The 17041-nt window shown below is 42.9% G+C and carries 17 protein-coding genes; 14 read left to right on the top strand and 3 right to left on the bottom strand.

Annotation, left to right across the window (positions count from 1 at the left end; genetic code table 11):
* The first annotated feature begins 50 nt into the window (after window positions 1-50).
* The 6 genes from ACJJIQ_RS01915 to ACJJIQ_RS01890 all read left to right on the top strand — a co-directional run bounded on the left by ACJJIQ_RS01915 (window position 51) and on the right by ACJJIQ_RS01890 (window position 6167).
* Entirely contained in the window at window positions 51-620 is a 570-nt protein-coding gene (locus ACJJIQ_RS01915) for a hypothetical protein (protein WP_445363526.1), read from the top strand.
* Between the two features lie 618 nt (window positions 621-1238).
* On the top strand, window positions 1239-1670 hold the full coding sequence (locus ACJJIQ_RS01910) for a hypothetical protein (protein ID WP_445363525.1): 432 nt from the start codon (window positions 1239-1241) through the stop codon (window positions 1668-1670).
* Window positions 1671-2286: 616 nt separating this feature from the next.
* Window positions 2287-3312, top strand: a complete 1026-nt coding sequence (locus ACJJIQ_RS01905) for an IS630 family transposase (RefSeq protein ID WP_445362554.1) — start codon at window positions 2287-2289, stop codon at window positions 3310-3312.
* A 31-nt stretch (window positions 3313-3343) separates the two neighbouring features.
* The gene (locus ACJJIQ_RS01900; RefSeq protein ID WP_445363524.1) at window positions 3344-3814 is read left to right on the top strand and encodes a DUF4259 domain-containing protein; all 471 of its coding nucleotides are present in this window, start codon (window positions 3344-3346) and stop codon (window positions 3812-3814) included.
* 508 nt (window positions 3815-4322) lie between these two features.
* Window positions 4323-5180 (top strand): PA4780 family RIO1-like protein kinase, encoded by an 858-nt coding sequence (locus tag ACJJIQ_RS01895; RefSeq protein ID WP_445363523.1) that lies wholly within the window; start codon window positions 4323-4325, stop codon window positions 5178-5180.
* Window positions 5181-5996: 816 nt separating this feature from the next.
* Complete coding sequence (locus tag ACJJIQ_RS01890) at window positions 5997-6167, top strand: hypothetical protein (protein WP_445363522.1); 171 nt, start codon at window positions 5997-5999, stop codon at window positions 6165-6167.
* Here ACJJIQ_RS01890 and rho read toward each other — a convergent pair.
* On the bottom strand, window positions 6164-7102 hold the full coding sequence (gene rho / locus ACJJIQ_RS01885) for a transcription termination factor Rho (RefSeq protein WP_445363521.1): 939 nt from the start codon (window positions 7100-7102) through the stop codon (window positions 6164-6166). The genes ACJJIQ_RS01890 and rho overlap by 4 nt on opposite strands.
* A 664-nt stretch (window positions 7103-7766) precedes the next feature.
* Window positions 7767-8012: a hypothetical protein gene (locus tag ACJJIQ_RS01880; protein ID WP_445363520.1), complete on the bottom strand. Its 246-nt coding sequence runs from the start codon at window positions 8010-8012 to the stop codon at window positions 7767-7769.
* Between the two features lie 291 nt (window positions 8013-8303).
* Between ACJJIQ_RS01880 and ACJJIQ_RS01875 the strand changes: the two genes are divergently transcribed.
* The 4 genes from ACJJIQ_RS01875 to ACJJIQ_RS01860 all read left to right on the top strand — a co-directional run bounded on the left by ACJJIQ_RS01875 (window position 8304) and on the right by ACJJIQ_RS01860 (window position 11818).
* Complete coding sequence (locus ACJJIQ_RS01875) at window positions 8304-8639, top strand: hypothetical protein (protein ID WP_445363519.1); 336 nt, start codon at window positions 8304-8306, stop codon at window positions 8637-8639.
* Between the two features lie 336 nt (window positions 8640-8975).
* Entirely contained in the window at window positions 8976-9521 is a 546-nt protein-coding gene (locus tag ACJJIQ_RS01870; protein WP_445354888.1) for a PIN domain-containing protein, read from the top strand.
* Between the two features lie 659 nt (window positions 9522-10180).
* Window positions 10181-10807 carry a LysE family translocator gene (locus ACJJIQ_RS01865; RefSeq protein WP_445363518.1) on the top strand — a complete coding sequence of 209 codons (627 nt, stop codon included), beginning with the start codon at window positions 10181-10183 and terminating at the stop codon, window positions 10805-10807.
* A gap of 588 nt (window positions 10808-11395) precedes the next feature.
* Window positions 11396-11818, top strand: coding sequence for a GNAT family N-acetyltransferase (locus tag ACJJIQ_RS01860; protein ID WP_445363517.1), 423 nt, complete (start codon window positions 11396-11398; stop codon window positions 11816-11818).
* Window positions 11819-12226: 408 nt separating this feature from the next.
* Here ACJJIQ_RS01860 and ACJJIQ_RS01855 read toward each other — a convergent pair.
* Window positions 12227-13365 (bottom strand): IS3 family transposase gene (locus tag ACJJIQ_RS01855; RefSeq protein WP_445354143.1). Its coding sequence is split into 2 segments (ribosomal slippage): window positions 12227-13116 and window positions 13116-13365, totalling 1140 coding nucleotides; the frame shifts between segments, so codons are not numbered across the junction.
* A 344-nt stretch (window positions 13366-13709) separates the two neighbouring features.
* Between ACJJIQ_RS01855 and ACJJIQ_RS01850 the strand changes: the two genes are divergently transcribed.
* The 4 genes from ACJJIQ_RS01850 to ACJJIQ_RS01835 all read left to right on the top strand — a co-directional run bounded on the left by ACJJIQ_RS01850 (window position 13710) and on the right by ACJJIQ_RS01835 (window position 16521).
* Window positions 13710-14477 (top strand): hypothetical protein, encoded by a 768-nt coding sequence (locus ACJJIQ_RS01850; RefSeq protein ID WP_445363516.1) that lies wholly within the window; start codon window positions 13710-13712, stop codon window positions 14475-14477.
* 465 nt (window positions 14478-14942) lie between these two features.
* Window positions 14943-15257: a hypothetical protein gene (locus ACJJIQ_RS01845; protein WP_445363515.1), complete on the top strand. Its 315-nt coding sequence runs from the start codon at window positions 14943-14945 to the stop codon at window positions 15255-15257.
* Between the two features lie 39 nt (window positions 15258-15296).
* Complete coding sequence (locus ACJJIQ_RS01840; RefSeq protein ID WP_445363514.1) at window positions 15297-15485, top strand: hypothetical protein; 189 nt, start codon at window positions 15297-15299, stop codon at window positions 15483-15485.
* Window positions 15486-15495: 10 nt separating this feature from the next.
* On the top strand, window positions 15496-16521 hold the full coding sequence (locus ACJJIQ_RS01835) for an IS630 family transposase (protein ID WP_445362554.1): 1026 nt from the start codon (window positions 15496-15498) through the stop codon (window positions 16519-16521).
* The last annotated feature ends 520 nt before the right edge of the window (window positions 16522-17041 follow it).

Raw genomic sequence — 17041 nt, 5'->3', positions numbered from 1 at the left:
GCTGCCCATTACAAATGGCGTTATATTTTTACTGAACTATGGAGTAGTAAATGAAAAGACCTACATGGGCGACAATAATTGGAGTGTTGGCAATTATCTTCGGGATATTTGGGGTTCTTGGTGGCGCTCAGGAAGTAGTCATGCCCTCGATGCTCGAAATGCAGAAAGAAATGATGACTGAATTCAGTAAAGGGAAGACTCCTGATGGAAAGGATATACCCCAATTGACACTAGAAATTGAAGAGGAAGGTGACCCCAAACGAATTGAGTTTTCTCAAGTGATGGAGTCTATGCAAGAACAGTTTAAGGTCCCAGAGTGGTATGAATCTTGGTCAATTGTTTTTGGTATAGTATCTATGGTCGTAGCAGGTCTGTATCTTATATCTGGAATATTTCTAATGATGACCAAAGATTTCGCGATAAAGCTTTTCTATATAGCTATCGCTGCGTCTGTTATTTGGGCCATTATTAAAACAGTAATTAGCTCGCAGTCAGATAGTGGGTTCTTGATGGCTCAAATACCTGGCTCAATCACTAGCATTGTCATCGATATAATACTTCTTATTGTGGTTCTCGTTGGCAGTAAAGAGGCTTTTGTTGCTCAACAAGAAGAAATATAAATCGGGTAGCCGGCAGTTTCTAACTACCGGCCACCACACCACCCATCATGCGGGTCCACAATGGGCGGTTCCCTATCCATAATGAATCTCTACCCAACGATAGTGTCGGGCAACCCTTCATTTGAGCTGTGTGTCATGGCAGTGCGCTACGTCAATTTTATATCCTGCTGGCAACATATCGGTAGGCTAGCCCTGTCATTAACTTGTGGATTTTGGGTTGGACCTACTTATGAGTCAGCGGCCACGCTGACAACCTCACTGCAGCAAGCTAAACCGATCTCCCCAGATAAGTACGTGAACTTTCACTACACAACTGTATTATATACTCTACCCGTTAGATCACATGGCTTAGGTGTCCTTCGCCACCTTGCCTCCAGGCTAAGCTCGATAGGATGTTTCTGTCCGTCAGCTCGTAGTTTTGCTAACGGCTTCCTCCCCACAAGACCTCGCGGTGTTGCAGTTGCCATTCGCTAGTAGTTAGCATTTAATGGAGTCCATTAAATGGTGATCTCTCTACAGGAGACTTTCACCCCATTAGTTCACGCCCATGCTGGGCGTACCAAGGTGCAGCAACGGACTTCCGGCAATTGTGCACGACGTTAGGACTGTAAACCTAAAATGAAATTATTAGTAACCCTTATCCTTGTTTTTATCGCTCAGGATACACTTGCATGTCAGGGGCTAAATTGGACGCCAGGACAGTGGGCTGAAAATGCGAAAGAAGTTTATATTGGTAGAGTGTCTAGCATATCTATTCCTGAGTTGGAACATCGAGTGTTAAGCAAAGAGCAAGAAGGTTATTTAGTTCGTGGAGCGGAAAGAGTAATCCGAATAAAGGTATATGAAACACTGAAGGGCAGCCGAGAAAATCTTGTTCAGGTGAAATTAGGTTGGTGTCGTGGCGGTAAAGCGGATCTTGGAGAAATGGTAGTTCTTTATAGTCTTGGTAAGGAGTGGCACGCAAAGAAAGCTAGTAGTGCGATTGCCAAAACTAGAGCAGCCCTAACAAATAAAGACACCGGACGTGGTAAAGCTACGTCGGTGCTTTAAACGTAAAACGTAGGGGAGTTTCGGTGTCGTTTCTCAGAAATATTTTCACCAAGAACAAAGCGAAAACTATGCGACTTGATAGTCTCGGTGAGTTTTCGTATGTCAACGATGGTAGAGACGAATATTGGAAGGTGGAAAAACCTGTAGGCCTATTACCGTCTAGATTTGATTTTGGTGCTGTTAGCGGGAGCCTAGAAGGTCCATATCCAGTAGCGCTTGACGCTTTCGGTTCTATGCAGAAAGACCAGAAAATTTGCACTCCTACCTAAATGATCTCTTTTATTCCAAACTTAAAGAGAAATATGGAGATCTCACTATAAAAGGCATTCAATCAAATTTTTACCTTAAGTCTCTTACATGTGAATCCAAAGAAGAATTTGAGTTTGGATTTCACTCAAACAGTGATGACGTATTTGTAGAGCTATTTTGCAGAGCTGGTTCGGTAACGGAAGTACATATTGATGAAGGCTGCTGTGAATACGTATAACCAATTAATCCACTATGCGCCTACGGCGCCGGACAGCCTACTCGCCGCTACACGGCACTCCGGCTGCAGGTTATTGAGGCGTTACTAGCGGGGCAGAAATAATCAGTACACCCTGGTAATATAAACTGCATGAAATACGATGCCAGAAAACTTAGTACTGAGGAGCAGCACCTCATACGTAAAATTGCTGTTCAGCGAGTATTTGATGGAGAATCTGCGGCGGAGGTTAGTCGTAGCTTAGGGCTGGGGAGCAGAACTATTTTCCCATGGTTAAGGACTGCTCGGGAGAAAGGTATTGAAGCGCTATCTCCAAAAATTAGACCTGGACGCGGTAGAAAACTGTCAGCTATTGAAGAAGAGGAAGTCAAACGATGGATTATTGGTGGCGATCCAAGGCAATATGGCTTTGATTTCGGATTGTGGACACGTCAGATCGTATCGGATTTGATTTTTGAGAGATTCAAAATTGAACTTAGCGTTTCTAGTGTCGGCACACTTCTACATCGACTGGGCCTGACGCCACAAAAGCCTCTACGAAGAGCTTACGAGAGAGATGAGAAGGCGGTGAATAAATGGGTAAAGGAAGTCTATCCAAAGATTAAATCTTATGCGAAAAAAACTGGTGCAGAAATATTTTGGCTGGACGAGGCTAGTATCAGATCAGACGATCCACTCCAAAGGACATGGGGAGAAAAAGGAAAAACTCCAGTGGTAAAAACGAGTGGTCAAAGACAGTCAATCAATGCGATCTCAGCTTTATCGAATAGAGGTGGCTTCTGGTATCATATTTATAGTGGAAAGTTCACGGCAGAAAAGTGCGTAGAATGCTTCAAAAATTTCCAGAGAAGTCAGAAAAGACCAGTGATTCTCATTGTTGATGGGCACCCAGTACACAAATCGAAAAAGGTATTGGAGTATGTCGATTCACAGGATGGAAAGCTTGAAATGGTGTTCTTACCGCCATATGCACCAAACCTAAATCCAGATGAGTTGGTCTGGAATCATATGAGAAATATAGGGACTTCAAAGAGGCCGCTGAAAAAAGGTGAGACACTACTGAGTCGTGCAAATGCAGATTTGCAGAGCATCAAGAAAAATAGAAAACTTGTGAAATCATTTTTTCAAGAGTCGACTGTATTCTTTGCTGCTGCCTAGGTAGTAAGTGCAACCGTTAATAGAGTGCTGTATGTATAAATTAGTATTTCTAGTAGGCCTGATATTTTTTCCATTCCAAGCTGCAGCAGGCGTATGGGGAGTCGGTGCATTTGAGAACGATACTGCTCTAGATTGGGTGAGTGAAGTATCCGGCTCAGATAATTCGCTAGTACTTTTTAAAAGTGCAATCGATGCGCCCTCTAGAGGTGGATATATTGATGCTGACATTTGTTTCAATGCTATTGCAGCATCAGAAGTAGTAGCAATCATATTCAATGTACCGAGCGGGAAATATAATGAAGATATATTGAGCCTCGCAAAATCTCTCAAGCCACAATTGAGCGAAGAGGCAGTGCCAAGAGCAGAGAAGGCTGTGGTAATTTGTAGTAGTGAGCCAGGCTCGGAATTAAAACAGCTGTGGAATGAATCGAAAGAATGGAGTTTCTATGTTAGTGGGTTACAGCTTCGTCTGAAATCCGCACTTAAATCGGGTAGCCGGTAGTTTTTAGCTACCGCTCCCATGCCCACCCAGCGTACAGGTCATGAATGCTAACCGGTTGGACCTACTTACCAGCCAATAGCCACGCTGGCAGAATCACTGAAAAAAATTACACAGATTCCCCAAGATAAGAGTATAAAATTTCACAAATCAGCTGCATCATTAACCCTATCCATTAGATCACGTGGCTTTGGCACCCTTGGCCTACAGACTAAGCCATATAGGATGTTTCTGTTCGCCAACTCATAGTTTTGCTTGCGGCTTCCTCCCCACAAAACCTTATAGTATTGCTATTCGCTAGTAGTTAGAGGTCATTAAACGGTGATCTTCCTACTGGGGGCTTTCACATGTCAAGTGCAACTCTTATTGCCCTCATCCTTTACGCGGGCAATACAGGGCCTCATAATTGCTGTTTATCCGTAAGCAGGATTCGATTTCTTGTATCAAATACACATAGAAATATGTCAATAGCATATATGATTAATTGCCAAACACTCAAAGCTGGTATCTAGTGAAAACTCCCAAACGTCTACAGCCTCTTATCGATGATGGCTTAATCGATGAAGTTATCAGCCGCCTAATGAGCGGCAAAGAAGCCGATATATTTATTGTCCGTTGTCGTGACGAAATTCGTTGCGCCAAAGTCTATAAAGACGCGAATAAGCGTAGTTTTAAAAAGGCCGCACAGTACCAAGAAGGGCGTAAAGTTCACAGTGGTCGTCAAGCACGTGCCATGCAAAAACGGTCAAATTATGGCCGCCAACAGCAGGAAGAGATTTGGCAAAATGCCGAAGTTGATGCTTTATCCCGTTTAGCACGCGCTCATGTACGAGTTCCCAAGACTTTTGGTTGTGTTGACGGTGTATTATTGATGGAGTTAATCACTGACGAAGCAGGCAATGTCGCACCACGGCTTGGCGATGTGACAATGTCAGAAGAGCAAGCAATTCAAGATCATGCATTAATGATTCATTACATCATGCTCATGCTTCACGAGGGAATTGTACATGGCGATTTATCCGAATTTAACGTCCTAGTGGATGATTCCGGCCCTGTGATTATCGATTTACCCCAAGCTGTTAATGCCGCTGCCAATAACAGTGCACAAGAAATGTTCACTCGCGACGTCGACAATATGCGTCGTTATTATGGCAGATTTGCCCCCTCTTTATTACAGACTCAATACGCCAAGGAAATGTGGGCACTGTTTGAAGAGGGTAACTTAACGACTAGCTCAACGCTCAGCGGCAAGTTTGATGATGATGATGACAGCGCTGATGTCGACGCCGTGCTGGAAGAAATCAAAGCGGTGATGCAAGAGGAACTGGAACGAAAAGAGCGTATACGTGAATCTTCAGAAGATGCATAAATTTAGATGAAAGCACCCGGTTTAGTAACCTTGCTGGTTGCTGCGGGTATTGCTTATTACCCTATTGCACAAATTAGTGCACACACACATTAGGACACCCAAAGGCTGGAGGATGCTGTAGCAAGCTCCCTTTCTGGGGGCTCTTACCCTTTGATTTATAGGTAAGAGAGATTAAGTTCTGGGAATTGATATGCAGATTTTTGGAAATGCTATTTTGGATAAAAGAGTGGTAATCGTGTTATAGAGTATTTGGGGTAGAAGTAGATTAGCAGGGTGTGGCTAAGAGGAAACGCCGGCAATCCCTATTCGGTGTATCCAGCGTTTATCGAGTTGGATGCAAACTTGCTTTACCGTCTCCACTGATCCCACCAAACCTTTAAAGCGGCCTTCAAAGTTCTAACTGAGATAGAGCCAGTGTTTTGCTGAGATGCCCAGCCGCTCAAGGATAAGGAGCGCTTTTGGGGGGGCTAAATGCCGGCCACTCCAGTCTACTAACGCCAAATAGTGATCCAGCTGAAAGGGCACCCCTTTCGGTATATTAAGGCCACATTTTCCACTAAGCTCCTCATTGAGCAACCTCTTGTTAAAACACACCAGAGAATTGAAGTGTAAAGCCCTCGACTAAATAACGGCTATCCTAGTAAGGACTCAGTCGCTAAGTAACTAACTCCAAAAACGCTAAGCGGCTAAATACTACCCTTAAACTTAAGGAGCCTCTGAATAACTCCGTGATACCTCTGGCATGCAGAGCGGTTCACAATCAAGGCGCGGCTTCGCAGGAATGTCTAGACCTTTCAAGAAGTCGCAACGCGGAGTGTGAATCGCTCTGCAAGCCCCGAAGGGCGGGCCTTGAAGGCCACAGCTGCTGCGTTGCAGCTCTTGCAAAGGGCTACGGCCATTCGCGGCGAGCTGCGCCTAACATCTGCAGCCTTCAAGACCCGCAGAGGCATTACGGAGTTATTCAGAGGCTCCTTAACTAAAAATTAATGGTCAAGTAACTCCGCATTAGTCGGGTACTTTTCAAGGAGTTCAATAAGCTTTTTAGTGCCATCTACAGGCTTTAGGCTAGCAAGCGTTCTTCGTAAAGCTCTTATCGTTGCAATATCTTTCGAGTTGAACAGGATTTCTTCACGGCGAGTACTGCTTTTAGCAATATCCAAGGCAGGGAAAATTCGCTGTCTCGCAACCTCCTTTGACAATACTACCTCCATATTTCCCGTACCCTTAAACTCCTCAAATATCACCTGGTCCATTCGACTTCCGGTATCCACGAGTATTGTTGCCAGAATCGTAAGTGAGCCACTACCTTCAATCTTCCTAGCAGCGCCAAACAGCTTTCTGGGTATCTCCATAGCCCTGGCATCTATCCCGCCAGACATCGTACGCCCCCTACCACTCTGCTGCGCATTATGTACCCGTGAAAGTCTTGTCAACGAGTCAACCACGATCATTACATCCTGGCCTTCACCGGCTTCCTTACAGGCCCTATCATGGAGTTCATTAGCTACTCTCACATGCTCTTCATAGCTATGATCAGAAGAGGACGCATAAACTTCGACCGGTACACTTCGCTTAAAGTCAGTAACCTCCTCTGGCCTTTCATCAATAAGCAAAGCGTACAGCTTTATTTCGGGGTAAGCCTCCCCCACTGCTTGGCAGATATGTTTCAGGATAGTGGTTTTGCCACAGCCCGGTGGAGCCACAATCAAGCCACGCTGCCCCTTACCAATTGGCGTAATCAAATCCATCGCCCTTACCGTAAGTTGCTGAGAACCAGACTCAAGGCGAATAAGCTCAGATGGATTAATAGCTACTCCATTTAAGAAGCGTTTCTTTGGATCAGAAGTATCCTCTTGCTTTTCATCAGCCTTCTTAGGCTCCCTATTTCTCTTTACCTTTAAGGATAATATTTTTCTGGACATAATATGCTCTTTACAAATCAATCGAGACCGGGAGGATTATTATTGATTGTCGATGGACGGACAAAAGAATAGTACCCCCCAAAACTGGATACTATAGTCAGAACTTGCGGCTAGGCGATTACCTTTCCGAACCTCAGGCAGACAAATAATCCTATTTATATCCAAGAACACTAGTTAACGCCAGCCGTAGCCATTGAAATACCAATCAGAAGGTTGAAAAAAACGAAGAATCGTTTCTGATTGAGGGTTCACTCCAGGACACCCACAGATTGTAAGATGACACCGGAAATAGTACAGGCTTTCCTCCTTAACGGCCATTTCACCTGGTCTGGCTCGGACGAAGTGAAATGCTTAAAAAATATACTTTAGGTTTGAAAATTACGTAACTTTGGTCAAATAGGCCTTTGGATTGCTCACCTGAGGTCGCGGCACGAATACGCTACTGAATGGATATGTGGTCAGAGCCCTCTAGGGTTTTTGCAGTATCGGCACGGATAGAATTGAGATCAACATAGGCCATGCAGGCAGCCAAGGCTCTTTCATTCAATAGGTCCTGAGACTTGAAATGGCCCTCCCAGGAGCGGCCTGCACAGTGAGCTTCTGTGTTGGCTTGGTTGGTAATAGATTCGTTTAGGCAGCTTATAAACTAGCTAATATCCATTAATCACTCTCGCCATAGCTCGATCAACTCTTTAAGTTTGCTATCTTCACTGCGGTCCAGTGAGGTGCCCTGATTGAAGCACTGTGCCAAATTAGAAGCTTTAAATAGTTCCTGCCAGCGGAGAATGGCCTCAGTAATAGACCAAATATTGGCCGTTTTAGCATCGATATAGGGCACCACATGATATTGATTACTCATTACCGCATAGACGGCGATATCCAGCGCAAAGATAGCAGCCAGCTTTTCCATTCCAGTCTAAATCCAATCGTGCCGGTACTCATTATCCCTCCCCTCTTCCACAAAGGAATGCTCTGGGTACACAGCGGGAGACGCAGTAATAGTTTGGAGTCGCATCAAGAGAGATTTGTGAGCGGCGAGGCTGGGTGATGGGGTATGGGCTTAACTCTTGATTTTCGTATTGTGTCAATGGTTGTGAAGCCTTAAGCTCTACCTTTGATAGGTGTAAAGAAACGGCCTTCTAAGATAACATAAACCGGCTCATTTCTGTGGCGGCTGAGTAAAACGTTACGTGAAATCGATATGAACAAAGTAGAGCTTGCTCGAAAATATATGGACATATTCTATGAAACAAAGGACTTTGATTCATTAGACCTAATACTATATGAAAAGCTGGATTTTGAAGGGCCATTGTTTAAGTGTAAATCGGCCAAAGAATATATAGAATCTCTGAAAGCTTCGCCTCCAGTTGATATATCGTATGAGATGGTAGAAGAGTTTCACAATCCGAATTCAACATGTTACATATATAAATTCACTAAAAATTGTAGAAGTACATTAATGGCTCAAACGTTTCATTATAAGGTGGATCGCATTAGCAAAATTCGTCTTGTTTTTAATCCAGAGGAAATCTCATAAACCGGGTAGTCGATAGATTCTAGCTACCTGCCGCACATCATCCACCGTGCGGGTCCGCAATGGGCATCTCTCTATCCGTAATGAATATCTACCCATTGGATCACATGGCTTCGATGCCCTTGGGCTCCTCCCTACAAAACCTTACGAATTTGCAGTTGCCATTCGCTAGTAGTTAGCATTTAATGAAGTCTATTGAACATTAATCTCCCCACAAGGGACTTTCCCGATGCTAATACGCTTATCCAGAGGTACTAAGAGGTTCTAGTCAACACCCGATGTGTAGGAAAGCTATATACAAAATACAGGCAACACGATAACACAACAAGGAGCTCTACAATGAAGTGGGCATTTATCGACTACGAAAACGTCGGTGGCATGGAAAAAATAGACCTTTCGCAATATGAAAAAGTGATCGTATTTCTTGGGGCAAAACAACCAAAGCTAGATTTTGGGGCATCAAAATATGATTCGCCAATCAACTTTATCATCATTCAAATAAAGGCTACTCAAGCAAATAATCTAGATTTTCATCTTGCCTACTATTTGGGTAAGTTTGATCATGAAGCAGGAAAAGATATCACGTTTGAGGTTATTACAAATGATAACGGATTTACGCCATTGATCTCTCATTTGAAGTCAAATGGCAGAACATGCAAGCACATTAAGCATGTTACTGTAGCCGCTACTACTCAAAAACTATTGAGCTCACTTACAAGATCGCCTAAGGAAAAACGTCCCAAAACCGCTTCGTCATTAAAAAATCATATTGCGGCGCACTTGAAGCTACAAGGTAATGACATCGCGGTTCAAGGCCAATTAAATAAGCTGGTGCAAGAGAAAAAAGTAGTACTAAATGACGAGTCTGTAGAGTACCAGTTTTAAATTAGATAGTCGGTAATTCTAGCTATCGACCCACAGTATCCATCGTAAGATCCGCAATGGGCAGCTCTCTATCTGTAACCCACCGATAGTCTCTAGCATGTCTTCACGATGTCCGAGGTACTAGTATTAGGCTACTATGCCGCCAGCTGAATTTTGTTTAACCCCCGAGGTCATTACTAATCGAGTCAATATTGTATTCCAGCATTTTTTTATCCGTGCGTTGGTGGCTAGCAATTTGGGGATACCTACGAATCAGTATCCATACTGACAGCTTTATATCAGTAAATTAAACAGATCAGTGCGTGAAATTTCACTACATAAATACATCATTAACCTTACCCATTAGGTCATCCCCGCTTCGGTGCCCTTGGCCACCCCACCTCCAGGCTACGCCTTATATGATGCTTCTGTTCGTCATCCTGCAGATTCGCGAACAGCTTCCTCTTCATAAGACCTCACGCTGTTGCCATTCGCTAGCAGTTAGCATTTAATGAAACGATTAAACGGTGATCTTCCTACAGAGGGCTTCCACCCTATTAGTCCACGCCCATACTGGGCGTACCAAATAAAGGCACCCGATCGACATAGAACCCATCGCTTTGGTTTTCAACTGGACCCTTCAAGCGTAATATCACGAATTGTTAATATTGAGGAAAAAAATGGATTTAAGTTCTCTACCTTTATTTGTTGTCGCTTGCTTAGCAATCAATATGATACCTGGCCCAGACGTAATCTACATCGTATCGAATACAATGAAAGGTCAAATGGCAAGCGGTATAAAAGCTGCTATTGGGCTAGGCGTTGGATATTTTGTCCACACACTAGCAGCTTGTTTGGGTTTATCGGCGATAATCCTAAGTTCTGCCATGGCTTTTAGCATAGTGAAGTGGTTGGGTGCAGCCTACTTGGTATACTTGGGTGCCCAGTCTTTACTTTCCATGTGGCGAGGAAGTAATAAAATTGTTGTTGAAGAAAGTACTGATACAAATAAAAACATATTTATTCAAGGTCTCATTGTTAGCGTTTTGAACCCGAAAGTAGCATTGTTTTTTCTCTCATTCTTACCTCAGTTCATCGATACTTCGACCGATTTAGTATCGTTACAAATATTGATACTGGGTTTACTCTTTAGTACTTTAGCTACAGTATGTAATGTTCTATATGCTTCAGCTGGAACTTGGTTATTTAGCAAATCAAATTCTAAGCAATTCTCTCGAGCACTCGAAGGCGTATCTGGAGTTCTACTCATCGGGCTGGCTGGAAAAATTGCCTTCACTGAACGTTAGTAGTATCAACTGGGTAACCGGTAGTTTCTAGCTACCAGCCCCTCCCACATAGTGCGGATCGGCATAGGACGGTTCAGCAGCTGTGGTAAATTTTTCACAACGTTAGTGTCAAACGGCTCATTTATTTGAATTGAATGACATGGCAGAAAACTACCTCAAATTAATAGCAGTATGCTAAACAGATCCCCCCAGATATGGACTTAAACAATCACAACTCATTTACTCTATTTGTTAAATCATATCGTTCCGCTGCCCTTGAATGCCTACACTCCAAAATAAACCTTACGTGATGATTCTGCGGTTTCTTCACCAAAAGAATACTGTGTTATAGTTACCATTCGCTAGTAGTTAGTATTTATGGATCTTATTGATGGGTGAGCTTCCTACAGAGGGCTTTTACCCCATTCAGACAATACTCATACTGGATGTACCAAGTACCAGCAATCCAACATTTATCCTAACACTTGTTTTCTGTTCGCTGCACCTATAAGCCTACTCCCTGGATGCTGTTGCAGTAAGAGTTAGAGAGCCCACGAATTTTAGACTAGGCTTAATATGATAATAAAACTTGACAATTTTAGTGAAGATATGGCAGGTCAGATTTTCACAATATTTCAACGCTCCTATAAGGTTGAAGCTCAATTGATAGGCGCCGCTGACTTTCCTCCACTATCGCGAAGTGCGCAAGATATAGAGAAATCCAAATCGCAATTTTATGGATTTATTGACAATAAATGTCTAGCCGCAACTATCGAGATTGCTATAGAAGATAGGCGATTAGAAATTAATAGTTTAACTGTTGACCCAGATTATTTTAGGAAAGGAATAGCAGGTAAATTGCTAAGCTACATTCTAGATGAATTTGAATTTATAGAAGCAATTGTAGAAACAGCTGCTGTAAATGAGCCCGCAATTAATTTATATAAAAAGTATGGTTTTGTTGAGTTTAAACAATGGATTCCGCCTCATGGCATTAAAAAGGTGGCATTATCATTAAAAAATGCGCTATAAAAAGAATAGCCGGTAGTTTCTAGCTACTGGCTACCCACACCATCCATCATAGAGTCCGCAATAAATTTCTATCCGGTGACAGCATCAAGCAGGCCTTAACCATCTCCAGGGTAATAGTCTCGGTATTAGGCTATTAGACGAATAGCTGACATCTGTTTAATCACCTTGATTATTACGCGGTATTGTTCCACCACTTTTTTCTATTCCTGTGATCGCGGCTAGTTGATTGTGCCTATTTATATAATTAGGAGTGACAGTGACAACTTAATAGCAACAAGCTAAGAATAGCTTCCTAGATAAGAGCGTGAACTTTCACTACACAACTACATCATTTACTCTACCCATTTTATCACTTACTTTCGTTGCCTTTGGTTGTTGTGTTGTGGTCAACTCCAACCGGACACTTCTTCAAGCACATTTCTCAAATTCGATAGGGGCTAGGTCTCCCAGTGTTGTGTGTATTCTGCGTGAGTTGTAATAAGCAATATAGGCTCTTACATCCGCTACCGCATCCTCCCTTGTCGGATAAAGGTTTCCTGTTACCCACTCCCGCTTCAGGCTGCTGAAGAAACGTTCAGTCGGTGCGTTGTCCCAACAATTTCCCTTACGGCTCATTGAACACACCATCCCATGCTGACTCAATAACGTTTGGTAGGTATGGCTGGCATACTGACTGCCACGATCAGAGTGATGCAGGAGACCTTTTGGGGGCGAACGCAAATTGACAGCCATCATCAACGCACGAGTTACCAGGGCCGTTTCCATCTTCCGATCTAGATGCCAACCAATAATCCGGCGCGAATAGAGATCAATCACTACCGCCAAGTACAACCAGCCCTGCGAAGTCCAAATATATGTAATATCAGTCGTCCAAACTTGATTTTTAGCACTCGGTGAGAACTCCCTATTCAGAAGGTTCTCTGCGACCGGTAGGTGATGTTTACTATCTGTCGTTATTGTAAATCGCTTCTTACGCTTTACTGCCAAGCCTAGCTTTTTCATGAGCTTGCGGACTCGATAGCGCCCGACTTCAAAACCTTCTTTACGTAACAGCTTCATTAACCGACGACTTCCGAGGCTCTGTCTAGATTCTGCAAATAGGGCCTTCAAACGATGGCATAGTTGCCATGTTTGAGCATCTATTGAGCTATTACCACGGCAACACCAATCGTAATAGCCAGTCTTACTTACCTGCATTACCCGGCAGAGCACCCTAACAGGAAAGCTGCCTTGCTGTTTTTCAATAAAGCTGTACTTTATTTCATTTCTTTCGCAAAGAAGGCGCTGGCCTTTTTTAGGATTTCTTTCTCCATCCGCAACTGCTTATTTTCACGTCGTAATCGCTCTAATTCTGCGCGCTCACCTACATCCAACCTTACACCGTCTTCTTCCTGCTTCAGTTCCTTTATCCAGCGTCGCAGGTTATTGGCTGTTGTTCCTACAGCCTCTGCTGCTTTAGAAATTGAATACCCTTGCTCAGAGACTAGCGCTACGGCGTCTTTCTTAAATTCCGGCTTGAAATACCGGCGTGTACCTTTTGTTGTCATACTTCACCTCGCTTGGTAGTTTTACCATCTTAGCGAAGTGTCCGGAAGGATTAGACCACTACAGGTTGCCTCCCCTCACGGCTAAGCTCTGTATGACATTCTCTTTTGTCACTTCATAACTTTTCTAGAAGCTTCCATCCCATAAGACCTCACGGTGTTTCAGTTGCCATTCGCTATAAGTTGGCATTTAATACCCTCCTTAAATGGTGATCTTTCTACAGCGGACTTTCACCTCATTAGTCCGTACCCATACGGCAGTACCAAGACAGCATACTGTGTGCCCTCGGCCCCGGACAGCTTACGCTTTGCTACGGGTTACTAAGGCGTTAAATGCTAAGGAAACTGTGAATATTACATTACGCTCAACCGGGTTATTTGGAATTCTATTTTTTGGAATTCTATTCTCTATTACATTCTTGTCGCCTGAGAGCATAGAAGAATCAGCAAAAGGATTTGTAAAATACCAAATAGAGAAGGAGGTTCGAGAAAAACAGCATCTTGTAAGCGAATCTACAGTTGCAAATCAAGCGCTGGGCATTGCTAATAGACTTGGACTGGAATCGGAAAAAATTAAAGAAGACTTAGATAACAATCTACCGCAAAAAATAGCAAGTGTAATTGCCTCTATGTGTGGTTTTGACTGTGAAAGACAAAAGGCTTTGGCTCAGTCTATCACAGCAGGCTACCTCGATCGCCTTAAGAGCATTAAAGTTGCGCAACATACACTCGGCGATCTTATTAAGGGAAAGTACCTTGAGATAGTGGGAAATTTAAAACTTGACCTTCGTATATTCCTTGGGTCAAATTTTCTAATGTTTCTTATCCTCTTGGCCGTATCTTTCGTCATACCAAAAGCAATAGCTCACTTGTTCTTACCTGCAGTTCTTTTGTTCGTTGCTACCATCATATCTTCCGCCATATACACATATGGTCAAGATTGGTTTTATACCATCTTGTATAATGACTATATGGGTTTTGGATACCTGGCCTATATCTCAGTCATTTTTGGCTTGCTGGTTGACATCGCACTTAATAAGGCACGAGTGGCAACTGAGCTAATAAATGGTATAGCAAACGCCTTGGGCTCGGCACTTTCGGTACTTCCGTGCTAAAAATGTATTGAAATCGGGCAGCCGGCAGCTTCCGGCTGCCACGCTATCCATTATTCAGGTCTGTAATGTGCAATTCTCTATCCATAATGAATTCCGACTCGCAGACAATTATCTGTTTTGAGGCAAATAGGCATCCCCCCCGAGAAAACCATACATCGATGCGTTTGTCCAACTCAGAACAGACTAAAAGTTTGAAATGGCTTTCAGAATTTATGATTTAGGTAGAGCTAAAGAATATATACCTAATCTGCTTGAACGTTTTTTTGATAAAAGACTAAAAGGCCTGAAAAGCTTTTATATCACTGAGTGTTTAGAGGCCGCTCATGCACAAGGAATAGTAACCAAATCGCTGTGATCGCACTTAACACCATCGCTACAATTTAGATATAACCCACTGATTCTTAATGGTTTTTGAGTGCTTTTATGGTAGATTGATCCCTGAATAGTATAAAGCGGTAGTAAAATATGAAAAGTAAATTTTTGCTTTGTGGTTTAGCTGTTTTAGCTTTGCCTTTTGTTTTTCATCAGAAAATAATTGAATTTACCTTTGTAAATCCATATGCAGAGTGGGCTGAAAAAATTGATACTGAAGGCCTCCAGGTTGGTCACCCTCTAGATCAGAAGCACCTTGATATTGCGAAAGAGATAGGCATTAAGAACCCTGAAAAAATAAGACTGGTTTATGTGGATGAAGTGCCATTTCCACGTGAGAATTCACTTCTAAAGTTTATTGGCGAGACAGCCGGACTTATAGGCGACGGAGTTGTGAATAATGCATAAGTATTTGGTTATTCTATATACATAAGAAAGGGATTCCAGATGGATACTCCGAAGTTGGCACATGAGCTTGTTCATGTTTTGCAAGTAGAGCGAGCTAGTTTTAAGGACGTCCTTTCTGGCCATTTGTTAGGTGTGTTAGAGCATGGGTATGAGGATTCCCCTATTGAAGCCGAAGCATTTAAAGCAAATGTTACTAGCGGGGCAGAAATAATCAGTACACCCTGGTAATATAAACTGCATGAAATACGATGCCAGAAAACTTAGTACTGAGGAGCAGCACCTCATACGTAAAATTGCTGTTCAGCGAGTATTTGATGGAGAATCTGCGGCGGAGGTTAGTCGTAGCTTAGGGCTGGGGAGCAGAACTATTTTCCCATGGTTAAGGACTGCTCGGGAGAAAGGTATTGAAGCGCTATCTCCAAAAATTAGACCTGGACGCGGTAGAAAACTGTCAGCTATTGAAGAAGAGGAAGTCAAACGATGGATTATTGGTGGCGATCCAAGGCAATATGGCTTTGATTTCGGATTGTGGACACGTCAGATCGTATCGGATTTGATTTTTGAGAGATTCAAAATTGAACTTAGCGTTTCTAGTGTCGGCACACTTCTACATCGACTGGGCCTGACGCCACAAAAGCCTCTACGAAGAGCTTACGAGAGAGATGAGAAGGCGGTGAATAAATGGGTAAAGGAAGTCTATCCAAAGATTAAATCTTATGCGAAAAAAACTGGTGCAGAAATATTTTGGCTGGACGAGGCTAGTATCAGATCAGACGATCCACTCCAAAGGACATGGGGAGAAAAAGGAAAAACTCCAGTGGTAAAAACGAGTGGTCAAAGACAGTCAATCAATGCGATCTCAGCTTTATCGAATAGAGGTGGCTTCTGGTATCATATTTATAGTGGAAAGTTCACGGCAGAAAAGTGCGTAGAATGCTTCAAAAATTTCCAGAGAAGTCAGAAAAGACCAGTGATTCTCATTGTTGATGGGCACCCAGTACACAAATCGAAAAAGGTATTGGAGTATGTCGATTCACAGGATGGAAAGCTTGAAATGGTGTTCTTACCGCCATATGCACCAAACCTAAATCCAGATGAGTTGGTCTGGAATCATATGAGAAATATAGGGACTTCAAAGAGGCCGCTGAAAAAAGGTGAGACACTACTGAGTCGTGCAAATGCAGATTTGCAGAGCATCAAGAAAAATAGAAAACTTGTGAAATCATTTTTTCAAGAGTCGACTGTATTCTTTGCTGCTGCCTAGGTAGTAAATACAGAGAATACTAGTAAGAAATTATAGTTAATTAATCCAGTGGATGCTTTGAGGTCCGCTTTATTTTGGGCGGGAATTTCTAGCGTAGCCAAAACTACGCTACCGTCCAATGAGCCGCTAAGCAATGCATTTTACGTATCAACAAGGAAGGTAATTATGGATGAGTTAATTGGAGAGATAGGTAGAGGATTTCTCCGAGGTATAGGTTATATCTTAGCAGAAATATTCTTCGGCACCATCTGCTACTGGATTGGCTGGCCCATCTGTAAACTAATCACTCTCGGCCGCTAACCTTCACCAAAACAAACTTTCTATCTAGATAGTTATAACGGCAATAGTCATGGTTTTTGGTGTAGTGCCACCGGCCTTGTTGCAATAGTTATAGCGGGCTTATTTGCTGCCAGACAGTTTTAATATGTACAAAATATATAACAAACAATAGCTCGTACACTCTTAAAAAACACTGAGTCGGACTGCCTACGTACTACTTCGCCCTGTTTTGGTCGCTGAT

Source organism: Microbulbifer maximicatervae (SeqCode), assembly GCF_052468295.1.
The sequence above is the reverse complement of the archived record's forward strand: the minus strand, read 5'-3'. Positions and strand labels throughout refer to the sequence as shown.